General features: G+C 49.1%; 18 protein-coding genes. 12 read left to right on the top strand and 6 right to left on the bottom strand.

All coding sequences use genetic code 11. The annotated features are described in order from the left end of the window. Positions 1–28 precede the first annotated feature (28 nt). Positions 29–1,171, bottom strand: a complete 1,143-nt coding sequence (locus WBJ53_RS23485) for an acyl-CoA desaturase (protein WP_338870713.1) — start codon at positions 1,169–1,171, stop codon at positions 29–31. A 10-nt stretch (positions 1,172–1,181) separates the two neighbouring features. Continuing rightward, positions 1,182–1,514 carry a helix-turn-helix domain-containing protein gene (locus tag WBJ53_RS23490; protein ID WP_338870715.1) on the bottom strand — a complete coding sequence of 111 codons (333 nt, stop codon included), beginning with the start codon at positions 1,512–1,514 and terminating at the stop codon, positions 1,182–1,184. 755 nt (positions 1,515–2,269) lie between these two features. On the opposite strand from WBJ53_RS23490, the gene WBJ53_RS23495 reads away from it, so the two are divergent. The 9 genes from WBJ53_RS23495 (at position 2,270) to WBJ53_RS23535 (ending at position 11,865) form a co-directional block, all read left to right on the top strand. Further along, positions 2,270–2,515 carry a hypothetical protein gene (locus tag WBJ53_RS23495; RefSeq protein ID WP_338870717.1) on the top strand — a complete coding sequence of 82 codons (246 nt, stop codon included), beginning with the start codon at positions 2,270–2,272 and terminating at the stop codon, positions 2,513–2,515. Between the two features lie 42 nt (positions 2,516–2,557). Beyond that, a complete protein-coding gene (locus WBJ53_RS23500; protein WP_338870719.1) occupies positions 2,558–2,968 on the top strand; it encodes a hypothetical protein in 411 nt (136 codons plus the stop codon). Positions 2,969–3,124: 156 nt separating this feature from the next. Next, a complete protein-coding gene (locus tag WBJ53_RS23505) occupies positions 3,125–3,649 on the top strand; it encodes a Rieske 2Fe-2S domain-containing protein (protein ID WP_338870721.1) in 525 nt (174 codons plus the stop codon). A 32-nt stretch (positions 3,650–3,681) separates the two neighbouring features. Then, positions 3,682–4,125, top strand: coding sequence for a thioredoxin family protein (locus WBJ53_RS23510; protein WP_338870723.1), 444 nt, complete (start codon positions 3,682–3,684; stop codon positions 4,123–4,125). Next, positions 4,122–5,087 (top strand): FAD:protein FMN transferase, encoded by a 966-nt coding sequence (locus WBJ53_RS23515; RefSeq protein WP_338870725.1) that lies wholly within the window; start codon positions 4,122–4,124, stop codon positions 5,085–5,087. The genes WBJ53_RS23510 and WBJ53_RS23515 overlap by 4 nt, the downstream gene beginning before the upstream one ends. A 23-nt stretch (positions 5,088–5,110) precedes the next feature. Then, positions 5,111–5,338 carry a DUF4266 domain-containing protein gene (locus WBJ53_RS23520; RefSeq protein ID WP_338870727.1) on the top strand — a complete coding sequence of 76 codons (228 nt, stop codon included), beginning with the start codon at positions 5,111–5,113 and terminating at the stop codon, positions 5,336–5,338. A 12-nt stretch (positions 5,339–5,350) separates the two neighbouring features. Then, positions 5,351–6,562, top strand: a complete 1,212-nt coding sequence (locus WBJ53_RS23525) for a DUF3570 domain-containing protein (RefSeq protein WP_338870729.1) — start codon at positions 5,351–5,353, stop codon at positions 6,560–6,562. Positions 6,563–6,710: 148 nt separating this feature from the next. Continuing rightward, positions 6,711–9,104, top strand: a complete 2,394-nt coding sequence (locus tag WBJ53_RS23530) for a gliding motility-associated C-terminal domain-containing protein (protein ID WP_338870731.1) — start codon at positions 6,711–6,713, stop codon at positions 9,102–9,104. A 391-nt stretch (positions 9,105–9,495) separates the two neighbouring features. Further along, complete coding sequence (locus tag WBJ53_RS23535; RefSeq protein ID WP_338870733.1) at positions 9,496–11,865, top strand: gliding motility-associated C-terminal domain-containing protein; 2,370 nt, start codon at positions 9,496–9,498, stop codon at positions 11,863–11,865. A 48-nt stretch (positions 11,866–11,913) separates the two neighbouring features. Here WBJ53_RS23535 and WBJ53_RS23540 read toward each other — a convergent pair whose 3' ends face one another. Continuing rightward, on the bottom strand, positions 11,914–13,452 hold the full coding sequence (locus WBJ53_RS23540) for a magnesium chelatase (RefSeq protein WP_338870735.1): 1,539 nt from the start codon (positions 13,450–13,452) through the stop codon (positions 11,914–11,916). Between the two features lie 201 nt (positions 13,453–13,653). On the opposite strand from WBJ53_RS23540, the gene WBJ53_RS23545 reads away from it, so the two are divergent. Further along, on the top strand, positions 13,654–15,447 hold the full coding sequence (locus WBJ53_RS23545) for an IPT/TIG domain-containing protein (protein ID WP_338870737.1): 1,794 nt from the start codon (positions 13,654–13,656) through the stop codon (positions 15,445–15,447). Between the two features lie 44 nt (positions 15,448–15,491). Here the strand turns inward: WBJ53_RS23545 and WBJ53_RS23550 are convergent, their stop codons facing one another. Continuing rightward, positions 15,492–16,430, bottom strand: a complete 939-nt coding sequence (locus WBJ53_RS23550) for a 2-hydroxyacid dehydrogenase (RefSeq protein ID WP_338870739.1) — start codon at positions 16,428–16,430, stop codon at positions 15,492–15,494. A 135-nt stretch (positions 16,431–16,565) separates the two neighbouring features. Between WBJ53_RS23550 and pdxA the strand changes: the two genes are divergently transcribed. Then, on the top strand, positions 16,566–18,290 hold the full coding sequence (pdxA, locus tag WBJ53_RS23555; RefSeq protein ID WP_338870741.1) for a 4-hydroxythreonine-4-phosphate dehydrogenase PdxA: 1,725 nt from the start codon (positions 16,566–16,568) through the stop codon (positions 18,288–18,290). An 87-nt stretch (positions 18,291–18,377) separates the two neighbouring features. Continuing rightward, positions 18,378–19,265: a YicC/YloC family endoribonuclease gene (locus tag WBJ53_RS23560; protein ID WP_338870743.1), complete on the top strand. Its 888-nt coding sequence runs from the start codon at positions 18,378–18,380 to the stop codon at positions 19,263–19,265. 52 nt (positions 19,266–19,317) lie between these two features. Here WBJ53_RS23560 and WBJ53_RS23565 read toward each other — a convergent pair whose 3' ends face one another. Both WBJ53_RS23565 and WBJ53_RS23570 read right to left on the bottom strand, forming a co-directional pair. Further along, positions 19,318–20,766, bottom strand: coding sequence for a TolC family protein (locus tag WBJ53_RS23565; protein ID WP_338870745.1), 1,449 nt, complete (start codon positions 20,764–20,766; stop codon positions 19,318–19,320). Further along, on the bottom strand, positions 20,763–23,021 hold the full coding sequence (locus WBJ53_RS23570) for a peptidase domain-containing ABC transporter (protein ID WP_338870747.1): 2,259 nt from the start codon (positions 23,019–23,021) through the stop codon (positions 20,763–20,765). The genes WBJ53_RS23565 and WBJ53_RS23570 overlap by 4 nt, the downstream gene beginning before the upstream one ends. Positions 23,022–23,026: the final 5 nt, after the last annotated feature.

Consider the following 23,026-nt stretch of genomic DNA (forward strand, 5'->3'; position numbering starts at 1 on the left):
AAATTCGCGGAAGGGTACCGGATGCCGATTAATTGCTAACCTTAATAAGATCAGACTGACAGACAGTTGCTCCTGAAATAGATTCGTTAACAGGTCGACGGCCCAGTTGCCGCAAAAGTCGAAAATGCGACCGAAGTGCCGATCCAAAGCTTTTGTTTTCCATATAAGGCAAGCCAAATTCAGTCGCCGTTCGTTGAACAATACTTGTTATGGCTGGATAATGAATGTGACAGACCTTGGGAAAAAGATGGTGTTCGATTTGCCGGTTCAGGCCTCCGCACACAAAAGCGGCTAACCGGCTGCGCGGAGCAAAATTGGCCGTTGTATATAACTGATGAATGGCCCATGCACTCTGAATATCCCCCTGCTCGTCTGGCATTGGAAAAAGCGTTCCTTCAACAACGTGAGCCAGTTGAAAAACCAGCCCCAGCACTAATCCTTCGGCCAGATGCATCATCACAAAACCCACTACCACCTGCCACCAGGCTACATCAAGCACAATCATGGGCAGTAGCAGAAAGAAGCAATAATAGAGCACTTTGGAGCCAAACAGGTTTATGTATTCGCGTTGTGGATGCGAGGAGTTGTCGCGCTGGCCAATCTGTTTCTTGAAAAACTTGACATAATCCTTACGAAACACCCACGAAAGCGAAGCCAGTGCATACAGCGGAATCGTATACCACTGCTGATAGCGGTGCCAGGGGTGAAGGGTGTCCTGTGGGTCGAGCCGTACCAGGCCCGGCGCAAATTCAATATCTTCGTCATGGCCCGGTATATTCGTGTAGGTATGATGCACAACATTATGCGTAATCTTCCAGATGTAGGGATTAGCGCCCAGCAGGTAGAAGCTACTCCCCAATAGTCGATTTACCCACGGGCGAGCCGAAAAAGCACCATGCAGCGCATCGTGCGACACGTTAAAACCAATACAGGCCGCAAATACGCCCAACAGCATGGCCATTCCAAGCATAACCCAAATACCAAACAGATTCGATAAAATCAGACCATAGAGCAGTGCGTAGCCCCCTAAAAAGAAAATTGCTTTTCCCCACATAGCCCCATTGGCATGGGGTGAAAGTGAATTCTCATTGAAATAAGCATCGACACGCTCACGGGTCGTTGTAAAAAACGCAGACCGGGTACTGTTTTTAAACTTGATTTGGGTTACCATCAGAAAACGGTTAAGTAAAGATTTGACCGATTTGCTGAATTTGTTTCAGCATCGGCAAGGCCTGTTGGCCCCGTTGGGTCAGGGTGTATTCTACCCGTGGCGGTACTTCGGCATAAATTCTTCGCTCCATAACCCCCAATGCAACCAGAGCTTTCAACTCCCCGGCCAGTACTTTCTGACTGACTCCCGGTAGCCGTTCATTAAACTGGCTATACCGCAGGGTCTGATTATCGAGCGACAAAATGATATATAGCCGCCATTTGCCAGAGAGTACATCTAATGCCTTATTAATCAAAAAGATATCAGGCTTATTAACCTGATCAGGGGGAGTAGTTGTTGGCATCGTTCATGGGGTTTACCGAACCGAATCAGGAGACAGCCCAAGACGAGACAGTGTTAAACCAGCTCCCGTAAAAAACGACCCATTATGCCATCCGTTTGCCAGAAGAACCAAAGCATAACAGAGGTATTCGGACGTTTCTGGACGCCGGTCACGCAATAAGGCAACTTAGGATTATGAGTAGTTGGCGATGGTATCTGCCAACAAAGAGACAGCTACTTACAAAGAGAGGCATTAGCGGGGCGACCGCCAGCGTGCCCTCACACAGACAGCCCAAAGTAGGCTCGATAAGCAGAAACAGGAACGATAAGGAATGGTTATCGCTGGCTTATTGGTGAGGTAACTAAGTAACTGATGGGTTAGTTCCTAACGGACAAAGAATAACAAAAATTTAAATTGCCTGAATTCAACTGCAATTCGCCACTGCACAAATCCCCGGTCAGATATGGTTGCATACTCCTATTTATGAGAAACTAGTCCTGAAAAGCCGCTTGCGTTAATCGCCTTGCCCCTATACGAGGACCAATGGCCAACGGTTAAAATCACGCCGTCGGTTCTCAAATCGCCCCTCCGGCAACTTCTTAAAAAGTGTTAATGCTGCAACGACACCACTCCCGATCACGTAAGCCTTACTAGAAACCACACAGAATGTCCGATACTCGTATCGTTAAACCACCCCTTTCCCAGTAGTCGATGTCGTAGCTGTACGTTACCCTCTTAAAACCGTGAAACAGCGGTCAAACTGAATATACCAGCCGATGCAACGTACCCTCATGCAAGCGAACGGACATCCGACCATGCCAACAACTCAACCATCCCTGCGGGTTCTTCTGTCGCAATCAGAAGACGATTTTTACGGTAGCCTGCAACGAATCTGGAATAATGTAGTGCAGTTGGAAGACATGGGCCTTATTCATACTGAAAACGACAAGTTTGTGTATGCCTACCGGTTTGCCGAAGCCGAGTTAGAACGGGCTTATTCAGGAAAAACGAGTTTAAAATAATCCTCCTCTTTTTAACCAGCCTTAGCCTGCTCGTGGGCCCTAATGAAAACCTATCAAAATGAGCACCTCACAATACTGGTCGATTGTGGGGTGCACCTTCTTCAACAAACATGGGTTGGGCTTCCCTCCAGCGAAAACTTCAAAAACGGGTCTCAAATGTCCTTTACACTGGCTCAGCGCCATCAGATCAAACGCTGGCTCATCGACCTGCAGGCATTACGCATTTTTAACCCGGTCGATCTGCACTGGTTCGTACAAAACTGGCTGCCCAACGCAACCTTATCACTCCCGCACGCTATGCGGGTAGCTATTGTTCTCAGCGATCAGAACCAGTTTGCCAAACTGGGTGCCGACCTTATTCTTCGTGCTTCGGGTAGTATGAACGAAAGACTGACCAGTTGCTATTTTACGGATACCGACTCGGCCCGCCAATGGCTGTTGCTGCACAACTAACTGGCTTCGGGCAAACCGATTCTCATTCTATTTAGACATAGAATAAATTAAGTGTTAATACTTAAAAAAGGCTTAAATAATAACTGCATTTTCTGCCACGTTTAAGAAATCAGTGGCGTAAGGTCAGATAGACAGCTCTCCAACTTATAAACCTTTATGACTCGTTACGATTTTCTGAAATCGCTGGGATTCACGGGCGCTGCGCTCATGGCTGCCTTAACCTCTTGTGTCCATGACGACGATTCAGTGGTGAACGCTCTGACCATCTCTCCAACCGATAGTGGCACTATCACACAGCCGACCACAAGCACAACATCCAGTGGCACAACAACCCAGCCGACCTCGTCTACAACTGGCAGTAGCACTGATCTGAGTACGATCACCAACCGGCTTCTGACAATCAACCTGAGCACGGCTACGGCGCTGAAAACAGTAGGCGGATATATTGCCCAGAGTGGCATTGTGGTTGCACAGGTTAGTGCTGGCACCTACGTGGCCGTAACCCAGACCTGTAGCCATGAGCCCCAGAAAGCGATTATTTTCAACAAAACGGTGTTCTATTGTACCAAACACGGGGCCCGGTTCGACCTGACCGGTAAAGGACTAAACAGTTTCGGAAGTCGCGGCCTTACGGTTTATAAAGTAGCAACCGATGGAACAACCCTGATTGTATATAGTTAATGTTTGATTTGTTCTTAGCCTATAGTTAGTTTATGAAACTCCTGCTTATTACCTTATTTTCTTTCTTTGTTGCCACCACTGCTAACTGGCAACTCAATTTTGAACAGGCGAAACATGAAGCCAGCCAAAGTCATAAATTGATTCTGTTGAATTTTTCAGGATCAGACTGGTGCGGTCCCTGCATCAAGCTCAAAAAAGATATTTTTGGCTCGGATGTGTTTCAGGCGTTTGCCAATGAACATTTAATTCTGGTGCGGGCCGATTTTCCACGCTTGTCGAAAAACCAGTTAGATGCCAAACAAACAGCTCACAACGAAGCACTGGCCGAAAAATATAACCAGCAGGGTAAATTTCCACTGACGGTGCTGCTCGATGCCAATGGTAAGGTCCTGAAAGAATGGGACGGCTATCCGCAATCGCTAACGCCTTCGTCGTTCGTTGAGTCGATACAGGCCCTGGCGGCTTCATCAAAATGAAACCAGAAAGCCGTATCCACCAACGCGTTCAGCGGCTGATGGGCAATCGCTTCGAAATTAGTGTCGTTAGCAACGATGCCGACTGGGCTCAGGCCCGAATCGATGAAGCTATTGCCGAAATCCAGCGGATCGAAGCGTTGTTGACAACCTTTAATGAACAAAGTCAGACAAACCAGATCAATGCCAATGCCGGTATCCGACCTGTTCGGGTCGATGCCGAAGTGTTTGCGCTGATTCAGCGGTCGCTACGCCTTTCAGAATTGACCCAGGGTGCCTTCGATATTACGTACGGATCGATTGACAAGCGGTTCTGGAATTTCGATACAACCATGACGACGCTGCCCGACCCGAAAACGGCCCGGCGAATGGTTCGGCTGATTAACTACCGGAATGTGGAACTGAATCCGTTGGCGTGTACCGTTTATCTGAAAGAAAAAGGAATGCGGATTGGTTTTGGCGGCATTGGTAAAGGATATGCCGCCGAACAGGCCCGGCGGCTCCTGCGCGAACGCGGTGTTGAAAGTGGTATTGTGAATGCGGCTGGCGACCTGACAAGCTGGGGTTCTCAACCCAACGGAACGCCCTGGACTATTGGCATTGCCGATCCGGATTCGCAGCTTTTTTCGGGAAACCGACAGGCCTTTTCGTACCTCACCATCAGCGATATAGCCGTGGCTACATCTGGCACTTACGAAAAATATGCACTCATCAACGGCAAACGCTATTCGCACACTATCGATCCCAAAACAGGCTACCCGGTATCGGGCATAAAGAGCGTTACGATTATTGCACCAAATGCCGAACTGGCCGATGCGCTGGCTACACCAGTTATGGTTATGGGCGTTCGGGTTGGACTGGATATGATCAATCAGATGAAGAATATAGCCTGTATCATTATCGACGAGGCCAATCAGGTCTATACCTCCCACAATATCAGCGTAAAATCACCGGCTTTAGCCTAAAAATGTAAAACCCATCGTTTCCGATGACCATTCAAATCACACCTACATCTGCCCTTTGTGGCAGTATTCTGCTCATTGCCGCTACCTCCTGTGTGTCGGTAAAGGAGTACCAGAAAAGCCGCATCAACGACGCCGAAATGGAGTTATCGGCGCGAAAATCCGAAAAATTCGAACAAAACTTCTATCTCTATCGCGAGGGAGCTGCCGGTGCAAATGGTGGCAAAAGTGGTGGTGGATGTGGCTGCAACTAATCCCGGAAATTCATGAAAAAGATTTGTCTTTCCGTGGGATTACTTTTGAGCCTGATGAAAGTAGGTTATGCCCAAACGGAGCAGAAACCAGCTTACGAAACCCGCAAACTGAAGGTTGAAGAAATCAATCTGGTATCGAGCTATTACCAGCAGGATGGCAACAATTCGGCCGTTACGGGAGGAGTTGGTTCTGAAAAACTTACCGACCTGGCGCAGTCATTCGATCTGGTGTTGAAAGGTATTGATCGTAAGAATCGGCAGCATACGCTGAATTTCGACTTCAATATCGATCATTACACATCGGCATCTTCCGATCAGATTGACCCGCTCACGGTTTCGTCGGCGTCGCGAAGCGATACGCATATTTATCCGTCTATCTCCTGGAGCATTCATAACGATGCCAATCGAACCACCAAAGGTATTTCGCTGGCCTATTCGACCGAATATGACTACAAATCGTATGGAATCAATCTGAGTTTTGCCAAAGCTTCGGCCGATAACAACCGGGAAGTAAGCCTGAAAGCAGGTGCCTTTTTCGACACCTGGAAGGTGATTCTCCCCGCCGAACTACGGCCCGACGGCTACGGCTCGGGTGCTCATGGCGACACCGATCCGGTCGACTATAAGCCCCGTAACTCGTATAATGCGAGCCTTTCGGTATCGCAGGTCATCAATAAACGATTGCAGGTTTTGTTTGTGGTTGAACCGGCTTTTCAGCAGGGACTGCTCAGCACACCCTTTCACCGAATCTATTTTAAAGATGGCTCGGAAACCGTTGAACGTTTGCCCGGCTCCCGACTGAAATTACCCGTTGGTTTCCGGCTCCACTACTTTGCCGGCGACCGGGTTATTGTGCGGGCTTTTTATCGGTATTATATCGACGACTGGGGTATGCAGGCCCATACAATCAATCTGGAGGCTCCAATCAAACTAACATCGTTCGTATCGGTTAGTCCTTTTTACCGGTTCAGCCATCAAACGGCAGTAAAGTACTTTGCTGCCTATGGTCAGCACTCGCTAACGGAGCGCTATTATACCAGTGATTACGATATTTCTGGGTTCAACAGTCAGTTCATGGGAACCGGCATTCGGATGGCCCCTCCGGGTGGTGTGTTGGGCATCGGGCATTTGCAAAGTGTAGAGCTCCGCTATGGGCATTATATCCGCAGTGCCGGTACAGGAATGATAGCCAACAGCATTACGTTTCTGGCAAAAATAAAGTAGTTTAGTTGGCCATCAGTCATTGAGACAGCCATAGTCTACTGACCAATGACTGATGACCAATAACTAACAACCGATTCAAAAGTAGTAGTACCCAATTGTTCATAACCGTGATGAGAGTAAGTGCAGAGAATTTAGGAACAACTTGCGTATGCGAACATCTACTTTTCGAATTCTTCTCGGGCTTCTGGCATCGGCGCTTTCGTTTGCTTCCTGGGCAACTCATCAGGTTGGTGGGCAGTTAGAAATGAAGGCTGTAGGCGATTTGCCCGGTCATTATCATATCACGGTTATCAACTACCTCGAAGATGGCACCCGTGGCGCAGCCATGCAGTCGAGTACGGGCAATTTGGGAATTTTCCGAAAGAGCGACAATGCGGTGATGATGACCTTTGCAGTTCGGGAAAGCACCGCCCGGCAACCCATCATCTTCAGCAACGAATACTGTTCTGATCTGCGAAATCTTCGCTTCATTGTACTGACCTACGAAGCTGATATTCAGCTAACGCCCGCCAACTACAGCGACTCGCAGGGATACTACATCTCCTACCAGACCCGCAATCGGAACGCCGGTATCAATAATATCAATAACCCGGCGCAAACCGGCTTTACGTTTTATCTGGAATTTCCGGCACTTCAGCAAAACGGAGACTTGTTTGTCAATTCGTCGCCCCATTTTGCAGCCATTAACGGCGAATATGTTTGTCTGGGCGACCCATTCACGTTTCCGTTTGGCGGTACCGATCCTGATGGTGATGAGTTACGCTATTCGATGATAACTCCTCTAAACCAGAAAAGTACAGGCAACAATGGTCAAAATACCGTTTCAGCAGGTCCATATCCCGAAATAACGTGGCTGTCGGGCTATACTGCTGCCAATGCCATGCCCGGTAGCCCAACCCTATCGGTCGATCCACAAACCGGGCAGCTTTCGGTAACAGCTACCCAGGAGGGGTTGTTCGTCTTTGCCGTTAAAGTAGAAGAATACCGAAATGGTGTAAAAATTGGTGAAGTGCGCCGTGATTTTCAGTTTCTGGTGATCGACTGCCCCCCGGCTACCACACCCGATCCAACGGTTAAGATTCTGAATCGCGCCCTGGGCCTACAGAATGCAACCATCTGCCGGGGCGACTCGGTTATGTTACAGGCAACAATTAACGCGGACTGGAATTACCAATGGCGCCGGGATGGGATCAACTTAAGTAATGCCACCAATTCGTTGTTAACTGTTCATGAACAAGGCACCTATACGCTGGTTGTTTCGCTGAAAGCGACCTGTAGTAAAACGGGTAATTCGCAGCCTATTCAGGTTCAGGTAGTCGGAGCCGTGGGCAAACTCAATGCCAGTGGTCATTTATGCGCTACCACTGGCTCTATTGCCATCGATGTGACCGGCAGCACGGGCGTAACCTACCAATGGTATTTTAATGGGCAAGCCATGTCGGGAAAGACTACCGACACCATTCAAACCCTAACACCCGGAAAATACTGGGTTGCTTTAACACAGCAATCGACCGGTTGCGTAACCCGCACCGATACGGTTGCCATCGACCGGTCGGCGGCCGTACGGGCTGTGATTCAGACCCAGAATGGCTCCCATAAGATTTGCCCGCAGGAATCATTACTACTGACGGGGAGTGGCGGAATGAGCTATGTCTGGGGAAAAGATGGACAGGTTCTTTCCGGCGTCACAACGGCACAATACAGCGTTAAAGCGGCTGGTGTGTATAGCCTCACGGCCACCGATATATATGGTTGTACTGGCGAATCGGAGGATTTAGTGGTGGAGCAGATCCCCCCCGTAACGGTTACCTTAGATTCCATTCCTGCTATGTGTGGCACGAATGTAGCTGCCATAAACCTGATTGGAAGCCCCTCCGGTGGCGACTATGCCGGAGCCGGAGTCTACGAAGGTCAATTTAATGCGCAAACCGCTGGTATAGGTAGTCATCTGATTACCTATACGGTTAAACCTGCCCCCGAATGCGCCGGAACGGTAGCGGCCCGGATGGCGATAGTAGCTCCTATTCCGACCATTCAACTAGCCGATTCGATCACAACCTATAAGGGAAATACGTTTACGATGAACCCGGTTTATACGGGCAATCCGAATCAGTTTCTCTGGACATCAGCTACCTATCTGGATGCCGACACTATTGCCAACCCCACTGTTACAAACATCATCAACGACATTACGTATACGATCGATGTAAAGAACAGTAGCGGCTGTGAAGCCCGCGACACCATTCATATTACAGTTTACGAGCGCATCTGGATACCGGATGCCTTCACACCTAATGGCGACGGCATGAACGATGTATTTCAGCTACCCGGTATCGAAGCCTTTCCCGAAGCCGTCGTTACGATTTTTAATCGCTGGGGCGAGGTCGTTTTTCGCTCCAGAAACGATTATCTCAAAAAACCTTTTGATGGAACCCTAAACGGCACTGAACTCCCTACAGGCGTCTATCCTTTCATCCTACGACCCATTCCGGGTAAACCCCCAATTCAGGGACGCCTGCTGCTGATCCGCGACCGAAACTAGAAAAACTAGGTTTGTATAAAATCAGCCTATGCTCCTCAAGGAAGAAGTTCATTCATCTACGCTCGTTTCGTAAATGAGTGATACCCGCATCTTCAATGCTCTGCGCAGAAAAGCCAATCAAATTATTCTACCATCATAGACGGAAGATTAGTTATGGTTTACAATCATTCAAATAGTTATATAAAATCAAAAATGATAAATAAAAATACATTAACATTTAATTATTTTATTTATTGGTAACATAATTCACTATGATTTCAGGTAAATAACCTTCTATTTAGTAGTTCAAAACCACCTGGTTAACTTAGAAATCAAGCCAAAACCACACCGCTCAGGTAAGTACCAACAAGGTAACTGAAGGACCAAACATCCAACTCAGAATGGCTGGTTTATGCGTCAATCTATTAATGTCCGGCTCTTACTTATCGGCCTGCTGCTCGTACCCACACTGATGGCCAATGGCGCTCATCAGGTAGGAGGTCAATTAGAAATGCAGGCAATCGGTGATACCCCAGGTCGTTACCGAATCATTGTCACCAATTATTTTGAAGCCGGTCCACGGGCCGATGCCCAAACAGGAGGTCAGTTGGCTATTTATCGTAAACGCGACAATGCGCTCATGCTCAGTTTTGCGGCTAACGTAACGGGCCAGCGCAAACCCCTGATCTTTACAAATGCCTATTGTGCCGAGCTACGTCAGTTAAACTTTATTCTTGTCACCTACGGGGCTGAGGTACAGCTCAATCTGGCAAACTATACTGATTCACAAGGTTACTATATTTCCTACCAAAGTGGCTATCGCAATGGCGGCATAAACAATATCAAAGATCCTGCCTTTACGGGTTTTACCTATTACCTGGAGTTTCCGGCTTTACTACAAAACGGTCAGCCCATCCGCTTTTCGTCTCCGCACTTTCCTACCATCAATGGTGAATACATCTGCCTGGGCGAACCGTTTTCGTCGCCATTTAATGCAGTCGATCCCGACGGCGACGAGTTACGTTATTCCATGGTTACGCCCCTCAATCAGGGAGCAGAGCACCAGTTGGTTGCCCCTGGCCCCTATCCGGGCGTTGATTGGTTACCCGGTTTTGGACCCTACAATGCCATACCGGGTTACCCGGCGTTGTCGATCGATGCAAAAACGGGTGTGTTATCCGTAACCGCCAATCGGGTTGGACTATTTGTGTTTGGGGTAAAGGTCGAAAAATACCGCAATGGGAAAAAACTGGGCGAAGTAAGGCGCGATTTTCAGTTTCTGGTTGTCGACTGTGCCCCTACGGCCATCCCTCCCCCTGCTGTCCAGATCCAGAATCAGGCCAGTGGTACACGCGCGATAACACTATGCCAGGGCGGCTCAGTAATTCTCCAGACAACCGATAATCCAGACCAAAACTACCAGTGGCAACAGAACGGAAGTAACATTGCCACAGCTACCCAGGCGTCGTTGCGGGTACACGAATCGGGCGACTACAGTGTGGTGGTTTCGTCGAAAAACGCATGTCTGAAACCAGGCACATCTCAGCCCGTTACCGTTAGGATTGCCACTCTCAACCCCGCTTTAAAGCGTAGCGGCACACTATGCTCAACTAGCGGCTCGGTACAGCTAAAGGCAACCGCCGATTCGGCAATTCACTATCAATGGTATGCCAATGGGCTGCTATTACCCAATGAAACAACTAACTCACTGAAAGTCGACCGGGAGGGCCAGTACTGGGCCGTAGCTACACAAACGCCTTTAGGGTGTACGTTCACAACCGACACAGCCTCGATTAGCCGCATGCCAGTCATACCTGCCACAATACGATCCATGAATGGTATGAATAAGCTATGCTCTGATGACTCCCTGCTATTGGAAAGTAGCCCGGCACTGAGCTATAGCTGGGAGCGGGATAGCCAACGTATCCAGGCGGCCAACAGTGAACAGTATTGGGCTACAACTGCCGGAAGTTATGTGGTTAGTACGGTAGATAGCAACGGATGCCCTCAGATTTCAGACGCTTTTGTTATTGAACAGATCCCGGCAATTACTGTCCTTTTCGACTCAATTTCGCCCGTCTGCGATTCCTCCATAACGGTTATCCCATTGAGCGGTAGCCCGCCCGGTGGCGAGTTTTCGGGCACGGGCGTTGTCGGAACTGATTTTTATCCCGAACAGGCAGGCACGGGTAACCATCAATTAACCTATTCAGTCAGAGCGGCTCCCGAATGCGCCGGAACGGTGGCTACCCAAACCATAGCTGTGGGTGTGGGGCCAACTGTCAACTTGCCCGACAGTATTCTTATTCCTAAAGGCAGCAGCTTCAGGCTAAATCCATCGGTTGGCAACGATGCTATTTCTTTTCTATGGTCTCCTGCTACCTATCTCGATAATCCGACGATTGCCAACCCCTCAGTTCTGTCGGTCAACAACGACATTGCTTATACCCTGCGGGTATCGTCGCGAGCGGGATGCCATACCGATGCCACCGTTCATGTTCTGGTTATCGACCAGATTTGGGTTCCGGATGCCTTCACCCCCAATGGCGATGGCATGAACGATGTGCTGGTCTTACCGGGTATTCGTGTATTTCCCAAGGCGGTTATCACCATTTTTAATCGCTGGGGCGAAGTTGTTTATCGGTCCCAGCCCGGCTATACAGATCCATTCGATGGGACACAGCATGGTCGCCCGTTACCAGCCGGTCTATATACCTATCATCTGACTACCGGAACCGATCTGCCGCCCATCAACGGCACCATTATGCTTCTGCGGAAATAGGGTTTATGGTTGCGTTCCGTCTAAAGTAGCGCAACCATAAACCACAAACTAATACCGACTATCGTCGTCGTCATCGTCCTCATCTTCGTTGCCGAAGCCACTTCCCGGATTAAACATCGAACCCAGTAAGTCTTTGAATTGCTGGCCCGTATCGAGTGCTTTCTTACCGATCAGCGAATGCTCGGCCAGGCCATGTAAGGCAAACTCCATCATGAACAATTTTTCGGGTTTGCTTAGCCGGGGGTGAAACTGATCGACCACATCGTCCAGCCCATCGATCGTACGCAACCGGGCCTCGTAGTCGCGGTTAGTCAGCTCGCTCAGAATTTCCATAACATTGCCATCCCCGAACCAATCAGTGATTTTTTTGTATGGATTGCCTCGCTTGTCTTTTTTCGCTTTTTCAGGATTGGGGAAGTACTGCAAAAACTGATTTCGAACCGCCTTACCAATCAGGTTCTGGGCCACAATAACCGGTCCTTCAACTTCGCCTTCGTATACCAGTTCGACTTTACCGCAAATGGCCGGAATAACGCCATACAGATCGGCAATGCGTACATACGTTTCTTTTTCGCCATTGAGCAATGCCCGGCGTTCGGCCGAGGAGAGCAGGTTTTCATAAGCCGAAATGGTCATCCGGGCCGACACTCCACTTTTCGAATCGACGTATTCACTCTCGCGGGCTTCAAGGGCCACCTGCTCAATCAGATCGGCAATGAGATCGTTGGTTTTCACCATGCTTTTTTGCTCGGTTTTCACGATGGCTTCCTGCATCGTAATTTTCTTACCAATCTCAATCGATTTTGGGTAGTGCGTCACAATCTGCGAGTCGATCCGGTCTTTCAGTGGCGTAACAATGCTACCCCGGTTTGTATAGTCTTCCGGGTTAGCCGTAAACACGAACTGAATATCGAGCGGTAGCCGGAGTTTAAAGCCCCGAATCTGAATATCGCCTTCCTGTAAAATATTAAACAGCGATACCTGAATACGGGCCTGCAAATCGGGCAATTCGTTGATCACAAAAATACACCGGTGCGAGCGCGGGATCAGGCCAAAGTGAATGGTCCGTTCGTCGGAATACGGCAATTTCAGCGTTGCCGCCTTAATGGGGTCAACGTCGCCAATAAGATCGGCCACCGATACATCGGGAGTTGCCAGCTTTTCGGTATAGCGATCATTGCGATGCATCCAGGCAATGGGCGTATGATCACCTCGTTCAGCAATCAAATCCAGCGCAAAGCGAGACAATGGCTGCATTGGGTCGTCGTTCAGTTCCGAACCAGCCACAATCGGGATGTATTCATCCAGCAAATTAACCATCAGCCGGGCAATTCGGGTTTTGGCCTGCCCCCGAAGCCCCAGCAGATTGATGTGGTGCATGGACAGAATTGCCCGTTCCACATCAGGAATAACGGTATCTTCATAGCCCCAGATACCCGGAAAAACTACCTCCTTGTTTCGAATCCGTTCGATCAGATTTTCACGTAGTTCCTGTTTAATAGATCGAGGTTGGTAGCCAGCGGCTTTCAGTTCGCCGAGTGTAGTAATTTTCAGTAAGTTAGATGACTTCAGGCTGCGGTAGTTCATTCGCGTTTAATGGATAACGGATAATGTACAATTGGAGGCAGGCTTGTCAGTTATTAACATGGCTGGCAGCGCTCTACACGGTTCAATGTACATTATTCCTAACAGGCTTTCGATTGAAATGGTTTTTGGTCGCTAAAATTGGCTACTTTTACGATTGTTGTAACGAGTGTTTGCGCTGGGCAAGAGTGTCCGTTGCCGTCTATGAAATCCGTTTTTATTCTTTTTTCTTTTCTATTTTTTGTATTCGGTATATCGGCTTGCCGTGTCAGAAACGCTCCTCCCGAGCTAACAACATTACACCCCAGCGAAGCCTATGTAGGCCAGGAAATTACGTTGGGTGGGTATCAGTTTGGCGATGAACCAGTTGTTACCTTTGGCCGATCGGGATCAGCCGTAGCGGGTCAGGTCGTTAGTGGAGCAGACCAGAGCATCCGGGTCATCGTTCCCATTCTTAGCCCTGGTCTTACGCAGGTGCAGGTCCAGACCAGCGAAGGCATCTCCGATCCACTGCCCATAAAAATATTGCAACCCCCTCCGGTTGTTAGTGCAGTATCGCCCGAAAACGGTCTACCCGGAACTACATTTGTTATCACAGGCAATTATTTAAATCAGATCGAAGAACTTCGGCTCGATCAGACCGAAGCCATTATTAAAGACAGTAGCGCTACGAAGTTAACCCTGCAAGTCCCCCAGAATATGCCGCATGGCCCCATCAATATTGTGATCGGGACCAAAGGTGGGGTTACGAACGCCAGTTTTATTGTTGCCGGAACACCCCAGATTGCGAGTATTTCGCCAAAGGTGGGCAAGCCAGGCTCCGAACTTGTTATTCAGGGCGTTAATCTCACCGACGGGCTGGTTCAGATAAATGGCCTGACCACCGACCGCAACCAAACTATTGTTAAAGACAATGAAATCCGAACGCCTATTCCGATGAATGCCACCTCGGGGCTGGTAACGGTTACGGTGTTTGAGAAACTGGTTGCCACCAGCACCGATAGTTTAAAAATTGTGCTGCCTCCAGCCGTAGCCAACCTTAGTGCCCGCGATGGCATTGCAGGCGATAAAATTATTCTGACGGGGCTTAACTTAAAGGATGTTACCGGCGTCATGTTTGGTTCTACCCCGGTGTCGTATCGTATTCTTAACGACACCCAAATAGAAGCAACCGTACCGACACTCATGGCTTCGGGATCGCTTGCTGTTTCGGTCACCAGCGCGGGCGGAACAGCCACCGCTACGGATCAGTTTTTCTTTTACCTGGCTCCTTCGAACCTGGTTCTTACCCCTACGCGACAGTTGCCGCTTCAGCAAATCTCGATTACGGGTCAGAATCTGTACCGGATCACCGAGGTGAAAGTAAGCGGACAGGTTGTGTCGATCATTAGCCGGATTGAAGGTTCGCAGCTTCAGATCGGTGTTCCGGCCGATGCCGTCAGCGGTCCAATTACGGTTACCAACCGGGCAGGAACCGCCACCAGTCAGCCATTGGTTGTGATTCAGGCACCGGTCATTACAGCAATTGTTCCGGCCAAAGCACGTCCGGGCGAACGGGTTGTCGTGCAGGGCAATTACCTGTACAATGCACAATTCTATTTTACGGGATCGACACCCCCCGCAGCCGATGGCGGAAAAAATGACGATACAGAACGCTGGATACTGGTTCCGTCGGATGCACAAACGGGGCCAATTCGTGTGATTAATGCCACAAATGTGTCAGTCAATACCGATGTTTTCACGGTGGTTCGGCTGGCAGCGATTACCGACTTCACGCCTAAAACAGCAAAAGTGGGCGACGAAATCACCATAACGGGGCAGAATCTGTCGAGTGTAACCGCCGTAAAATTCAACGGGGGCACACTGCCAACTACCTTCCGACTGTCGGGAAGTTCGCTGATTGTGGCCGTGCCGACCGGAGCAATAACGGGCCAGATCTGTCTGACGACCGAAGCTGGAAGCACCTGTACCAGTGCCAATTTCTCCCCGGCTCAATAATGCTGGATGGTTTCAGACTCCAGAGTCTGAAACCATCCAGCATTTTACCCATTCACTAATTGATCGACCAGCACCTCGTTGATCCGCACGTAGCTTTCGTGGGTCCAGCCTGCTACATGCGGGGTCAGTACAACCCGGTTCGACTGCCGGAGGTAATCGAATGCTGCCTGTTGATCGGGTGTTAGTTTATTCAACTTTTCGTTTTCGAGTACATCCAGACACGCTCCCCGAATGTTACCGCTTTCGAGCCCACGAACCAGTGCCGACAGGGAAGTAATTTCGCCACGGGCAACATTTATCAAATAAAATGGTTTGGCAAAACGCCCGATAAATTCGTCGTTTATCATCCTGCGTGTTTCGTCGGTCAATGGAATATGCAGGCTCAGCACATCGGCTTCAGCTATGATCTGTTCGAGCGAGGCTTCTTTGGCAAATTGATCGCCATAGTCTGTCAGGTATTTATCATAGGCCAGCACCCGGCAACCAAACCCACTCAGTCGGCGCGCCGTAGCACTCCCATTGTTGCCATACCCAATGAGGCCAACGGTCAGGCTACCCAGTTCATAACCGCGATTTCCTTCGCGATCCCAGATGCCCTGCCGCACTTCATGATCGGCCTTCAAAATATTGGCCAGTAAACAAAGTAGCATACCAACTACCTGTTCGGCCACGGCGTCGCGGTTGCCGGTTCCGGCATGAAACACGCGAATGCCACGCCGTTCGGTAGCGACCAGGTCAATCAAATCAAGGCCAGCCCCTGCCCGACCGATAAATTTCAGACTGGGGCCCCGATTCAGTAATTCTTCATCGACAGTTGTTTTACTACGAATAATTAGTCCATCAAAAGGAGCTAACTGTTCGAGCAGGCCCTGTCGTGTAATTTTTGGTTGGTATTCATACGCAAAGCCTGCTTCATCGAGCATGGCAAACAGGGAGGGGTGCATCTCATCGGCGATGAGAATAGACCGTTGATTCTGGGACATCCGTGGGGTTTTCGTAACTTGCGATCATTACAGACGTCGGGTACTGGATTCTGCACGCTGAACGGCTTACGTCTAAGGTCTAAAATCCACTATCTAACGTCCATTTAAACTAGTTGGCGAAACTAATAAAAGTAGATGGAACAACGCCAATCCGACGATCTAAACGAAACACGTAAAACCGCACCCTCCGAACCAAAATCGGAAGATCGGCCAGCAGATATACCATCGGCGAATGCAAAACCGCAGGCCGGTTCGCATCGCAATGCTCCCCCACGCGAAGGAGGGCCGTCGGCAAATGGCCAACGGGAGCAGCGGCAACAACCTCAGCGCGACAATCGGCAACCTCATAACCGGCAACGCGACGAAAATACTGTCCCTCCCCGTATGGACCAGAATGCTGGACCACAGAATGCTGGACCACAGAATGCTGGACCACGGAATGCCAATCCACGCCAGACCGGACCACGGAATGCTGCACTACAAGACGCCAATCCGTCGGATGCAGGTTCGCAGGATCGCCCTTCCCGTGCCAATGGACCCCGAGATGCCAATCCGCGCCAGGCTACGGCACCCGACCCGAAATTACAAGACCGGGGATCGACAGACCGGGGATCGATAGACCGTAGTAGCTCAGATAATGCACAGAACCAACGGCCCGATCAACGTGCCAATGACCGGCAGAATGGGCAACGTGATCGCCAGAACAATACTACCGAACGGGAAACCGCAACACGCGATTCAGCCAGTCGCAATAACCAACCACCACAAATGGACCGGACAGACCGCGACCCAGCTAATCCCGAACGGCCTGCCCGCGAGCCTGGTGCTCCCGAACGTTTGATTATTGGCATTAGCCTTGGCGACTACAACGGCATAGGCCCAGAAGTTATTCTGAAAGCCCTGCAATACAATCGCCTGCAGAAACTTTGCACCCCAGTCATTTATGGTTCGATGCGGGTACTGAACCGGTATCGAAATTTACTGAACCTGAAAGACTGGAACCTCAACGGCTCGCCATCCATTGCTCAGATCAGCCATAAAATGACTAATGTCATTACGTGCTGGCCCGATCAGAGTCAGGATATTCAGCCGGGCCACGTTACGCCCGATGCTGGCCAGGCCGCCTTCGCCTGTTTGCAACGTGCTGTCGAAGACCTGAAAGCGGGAAAGCTCGACGCTCTTGTCACGGCCCCCATCAACAAATACAACATCCAATCGGAAGAATTTAAGTTTCCAGGCCATACCGAATATCTGGCCGAGGCTTTCGATGTTCAGGATAACCTGATGTTTATGGTAAGCGAGCGACTTCGGGTGGGTGTTGTAACGGGCCATGTGCCTCTTGGCCGCGTTCGGCAAAACGTAACGAAAGAACGTATTTCGCAGAAACTTACGCTGATGATGCAATCACTCCGGCAGGATTTTGGCATCGACAAGCCGAAGATAGCTGTGCTCGGGCTTAACCCACATGCAGGCGAAGAAGGGCTATTGGGCAACGAAGAGCAGGAAATAATAAAACCGCTCATTGACGAATGGCGCACTAAAGGTCAACTGGTATTTGGCCCTTACCCAGCCGATGGTTTTTTTGGAACTCGCGCCTATTCGAAGTTCGACGCCGTTCTGGCCATGTACCACGATCAGGGCCTGATTCCATTCAAGTCAATTGCCTTTGAAGAAGGTGTAAACTTCACGGCAGGAATGCCTGCCGTTCGCACCTCACCCGATCATGGCACGGCTTATGATATTGCCGGTAAAAACCTGGCCGACGAAACCTCCATGTTGCAGGCCATTTATACGGCCATCGATGTGGCCCGTCAACGCAAAGAATTTTTAGAATTAGAAGCCAACGCACTTGCAAAATAAGTTAATGGTTTACGGTTGCTTCGCCTATTAGCCTGCTTCGATGCAGCGCAACCGTAAACCATTAACCGAACCCTGAAAATCAGAATTATGCTTAAATCCATGACCGGTTTTGGCAGCGCAACGATAGAAACCGGAAGTCTATCAGTTACGGCTGAAATTAAAACATTGAATTCTAAATTCTTAGATATTTACTGCCGACTACCCCGGCAATTTTCGGATAAAGAAATCGAACTTCGGGCTTTACTGACGCAACAATTAGAACGTGGTAAAGTCGAATTATCACTCAATTTTGCCCGTACCAATGGAGTTCGACCAGGCGTAACCATTAATCGCCCACTGGTGTCTGCCTACGTAAACGACCTCAGGGAAACAGCCAACGGTATGCTAATGAGCGTTTCAGACAGCGATGTGCTGCAACTGGCCTTACAGCAACCAAACGCCTACCTGACCGAATCGCCCGATCCGGCTGCCGATATTTCGGACTGGGCCACGGCTATCGCTGCCGTTCAGGAAGCGATTCGCCGGTGCGACAACTTCCGCCGTCAGGACGGAGCTGTGCTGGAAGGAAAATTCCAGGAGTATATCCAGACAATCAGCGATCGGCTGGCTGATGTTGAGGAACAGGACATTCGGCGCATTCCCGCTGTGCGTGAGCGAATGCGCAACTCCGTAAAAGAACTGCTCGTCAGCGACAGCTTCGATGAAAACCGGTTTGAACAGGAATTGGTCTACTACGTCGAAAAATTTGATATTTCGGAAGAAAAAGTCCGGCTAAAAAATCACCTTTCCTACTTTCTGGAAGTGCTGTCGACCGAAGAAGCCAACGGCAAAAAACTAAATTTCATTTCGCAGGAGATTGGCCGGGAAATCAACACCATCGGTTCGAAAGCCAACGATGCGGCCATTCAGCGGTTTGTGGTTCAGATGAAAGATGAACTGGAAAAAATTAAAGAACAAACCATGAACGTGATCTAGGCTCTTTCTGCAAATCAGATTGGTTTACAGAAAGAGCTGGCTTTACATTTGGCTACAAGGTACCACTTCGATAAAACTCAACCACTTTTTCCCGTAATAAGCGTTCATACCGCACCTGAATTAAATTCACCAATGCCCGATCCAGATTGCTCTTAGCCATATTATACTCAACGGCATTTAACAAACCAGCCCGGTAGCGAGCTTCGGCGGCCTTATAAGCTTGTGTTAATACCAGAATCTGTTCTTCCAATGCCCGGTAGCGGTCGGCCGTATTCTGCCATTGATTCACGGCCTGATCGATAGCCTGTCGCAAATTTCGGCGAACACTTTCGGCATTTGATTCGGCTAGTTGCTGCTGTAAGCGTGCAGTGGTAGTACGATAACGCACCTGAAATCCATTCAGAATTGGCATGCGAATACTTATCCCTACGCTCTTGTATTGGTTATTGCCAATCTGCTGAAAATAAGGAATGTGGTCTGTACTTGCTAATGGAGCCAACACTTTAACGGGGTACGATTGCCCAGCCACATCCACAAAACCAGCCGTTGTTTGCTCAATTAGATCAGTGCCATATACGCTCTGGCGGGCAGCACTTGAATAAGATGTTCCCCAGCCTGCCGTTAACACAATGCTCGGATAGGCCAAACCTTTGGCAAGCTTTAGACCAACCTGAGCGGCTTTTGTCCGTAACTCGGCGGCTTGTATTTCGGGCATATACGTTCGTGCCTGCGTGTAAATCTGATACCCATCTAATTCGCCAGCCGTTGTTATTTCAGTCTTCGTATCGGGCAGCCGAACCAGATGGAGCTGTGTACTGGATGGTAGATTTAGTAGCTGTAATAGCGACAACATAGCCGTATTCAGGTTCATCTGGGCCTGTACATGCTGAGTTTGGTCGTTGGCCAACTGACTTTTAACGTCGTACAAATTATAGGGAGCAGTCGTACCAGCTTTGACCAGTTTTTCAGTATGTTCCACCTGAGCCTGCGCAACGGCCACCTGTACATCGCTGGCAGAAACTAAATCCTGCGCCGACAATACCTGTAAATAAGCCAGTAAGGTATTAATTATCATCGTGTTTTTAGTGGCTGATGCATCGTACCGGGTCGCCTGTGCCGTGAGACGTTGTTGAGCCAGCGTATTTTTTAGCTGAAATCCATTAAAAACAGTCCAGTTCAGCGCGAGACCGAGGTTATTGGTGGTGATAGAGGCATTGGTGATACCGTTAGTGTAAGGGTCAACGTTTCGTCCGAAATTCATACCCTGATTGCTACTTGCCTGCACAGTAGGGAGCAGGCTTTTCTGGGTCTGTTCAACCGTATTGTCGGCTAATTGTTGGTGTAAAGCTGCCTGTCGAACTGAGGGTTGATTTTCCAATGCGAGTGTAATGCACTGGTTAAGTGTTAAGGTCATGGACGTTGGCGCTGAAGTACCTCCCGATTGTGCCCAGCCTGTTCCAATAGTCCATAGCACGATTCCTGTTGTTATGATCTGTTTCATACGGCCAGCGTAGTTTGCGGTTCGAGAGGAGTGGCTACTGATTGATCCCCATTAGCACTAATCTGGAGCAAATCGATCGATGGAATCGAAAGCCCTGCTACTGTTAGTGGCATCTGCGAAGCCCAGAGTTTGTAATAGGCATTGCCTCTGGCCAGTAATTCGGTGTGCGAACCTTCTTCGGTCAATTTTCCCTGCTCAACCACCATAATTTTATCGGCGTGCATGACCGTGCTTAATCGGTGAGCAATCAGAATTACGGTTTTGTGCTGTTGGCGCAGGAGCCGGATGGTTTGTTGTACGCACTGTTCCGAAATCGAATCCAGCGATGAGGTAGCTTCGTCCAGAATCAGTATATCGGGGTTTTGATACAAGGCCCGCGCAATAGCAATCCGCTGTTTTTGTCCACCCGACAAACTGGCTCCATTTTCGCCCAGATAGGTATGAAACCCATTAGGTAGTTTCTCAATAAATTCGGTAATGCCCAGTTGCTGACATGTAGCTACAATACGCTCCATATCGGGCTGATATTCGCCAACGGCAATATTATCGATCACATTACCGGCAAACAGGTCGATTTTTTGCGGCACCACACTCACCTGACGGCGCAGGCTTTCGTTGCTGATGTGTTTAATGTCGTAGTCGCCAATATGAATAGTGCCCTGCTGAAGCGGATACAAATTCTGTAAGAGCGAGAGAAGTGTAGATTTGCCCGAACCACTTTCGCCAACGACCGCCGTAATTTTTCCTTTTGGAATGGTCAGGCTAAGCTGATCGAATACCTGGGTGCGGGTTCCATACCGGAACGATACATCCTGAAAGCGAATGTCGCCAATCATATCGGGCCGAAGCTCAATTTTATTCTCGGTCGCTTCCCGTTCCAGATCCATAATCTCAAACAGCCGGTCGGCGGCAATCAGTGCATCCTGTACGGTTCGGTTGGCTCCAATAAGCTGGCTGGCAGGGCCTGTAAAATAGCCTATCAGCGAATAAAAGGAAAGTAACTCACCCGGCGTAATCTGATTGTCGATCACAAAACCAGTACCGACCCAAAGTAGAATAATTGTAAACAGACGCGACACAATTTCGGTGGCATTGCCCGACCATACCGAATTACGTGCCGATGTAAAAATGGTTTTGAGAAGTTTCACAAACCGGGTTTCGGTTTTGATATTGGCAAAGGCTTCCAGACCAAACCGCTTAATGGTTCCCATTGCGTTGAGCGACTCGACCAACTGCGATTCCAACTCGGCGGCATCTTCCATCAGAGTGCGCTGGTATTTTTTGTTCAGTTTATTGACCACAAAATAGATACCGGCATAAAACGGAATCACGGCTACCATAATCAGAGCCAGTTTCCAATCGTAGGTAAACATCATACCGAACGAAAACAACACAATGAATACATTAACGACCAGACTGGTAGCGGCATCGTTAATAAAAGCCCTAATCTTGACCGCATCGTTGATACGTGAAATAATTTCGCCTACCCGCATCGTGTCGAAAAACTGCTGGGGCAACGTCATCAGGTGTTTGTAATAGCCCAGAATCAGCCGGGCATCGATCTGCTGACCTGTTTTCAGGGCAAACATGCTTTTCAGGCTACCAATGAAAAGCTGGAGTACCAGAATCAGAATCATTATAATACTCAACAGATTGAGCAGATTTCGATTACCTTCCACAATCACATTGTCCACAATTTTCTGGACATAAATGGAGGTCGATAGCCCTAATACGGTGTAAATCAGAGCGCCAAACAACGCCTGAATCATGACGCTACGGTGTGGGCGAATCAATTGCCAGAACCGTTGCATGGCTGATACTTTCTCGTTGCCGGTTTCAAATTGTTCGCCAGGTAGCAGTAAGATCAGTACACCTGTCCAGATTTTCTTAAATTCCTCATGGCTGTGTTTTATGAGTTTACCGGGGCCGGGGTCCATCACCACAATATGTTTGTCGGTCACGTCGTAGATGACCACAAAATGATGGAGCACTTCTTTCACAATGACATGAGCGATGGCTGGTTTCGGAATTTTCGACAGACTTTCAAACGTACCGCGCACGCCTTTGGCCTGAAAACCCAACCGGGTAGCCGCTTCGATCATACCCAGCACATTAGTGCCTTTCTGATCGGTCGATGCCAGTTGCCGAATGCGGGCAATGGGCATCATCAGGTTATAGTGGGCCGAAATAGAAGCCAGACAAGCCGCTCCGCAATCGGTTATATCGTGTTGTTTGATGATCGTATTTTTTGCCATGTCTT

The sequence above is a fragment of the Spirosoma sp. SC4-14 genome, assembly GCF_037201965.1.
Classification (GTDB): Bacteria; Bacteroidota; Bacteroidia; order Cytophagales; family Spirosomataceae; genus Spirosoma.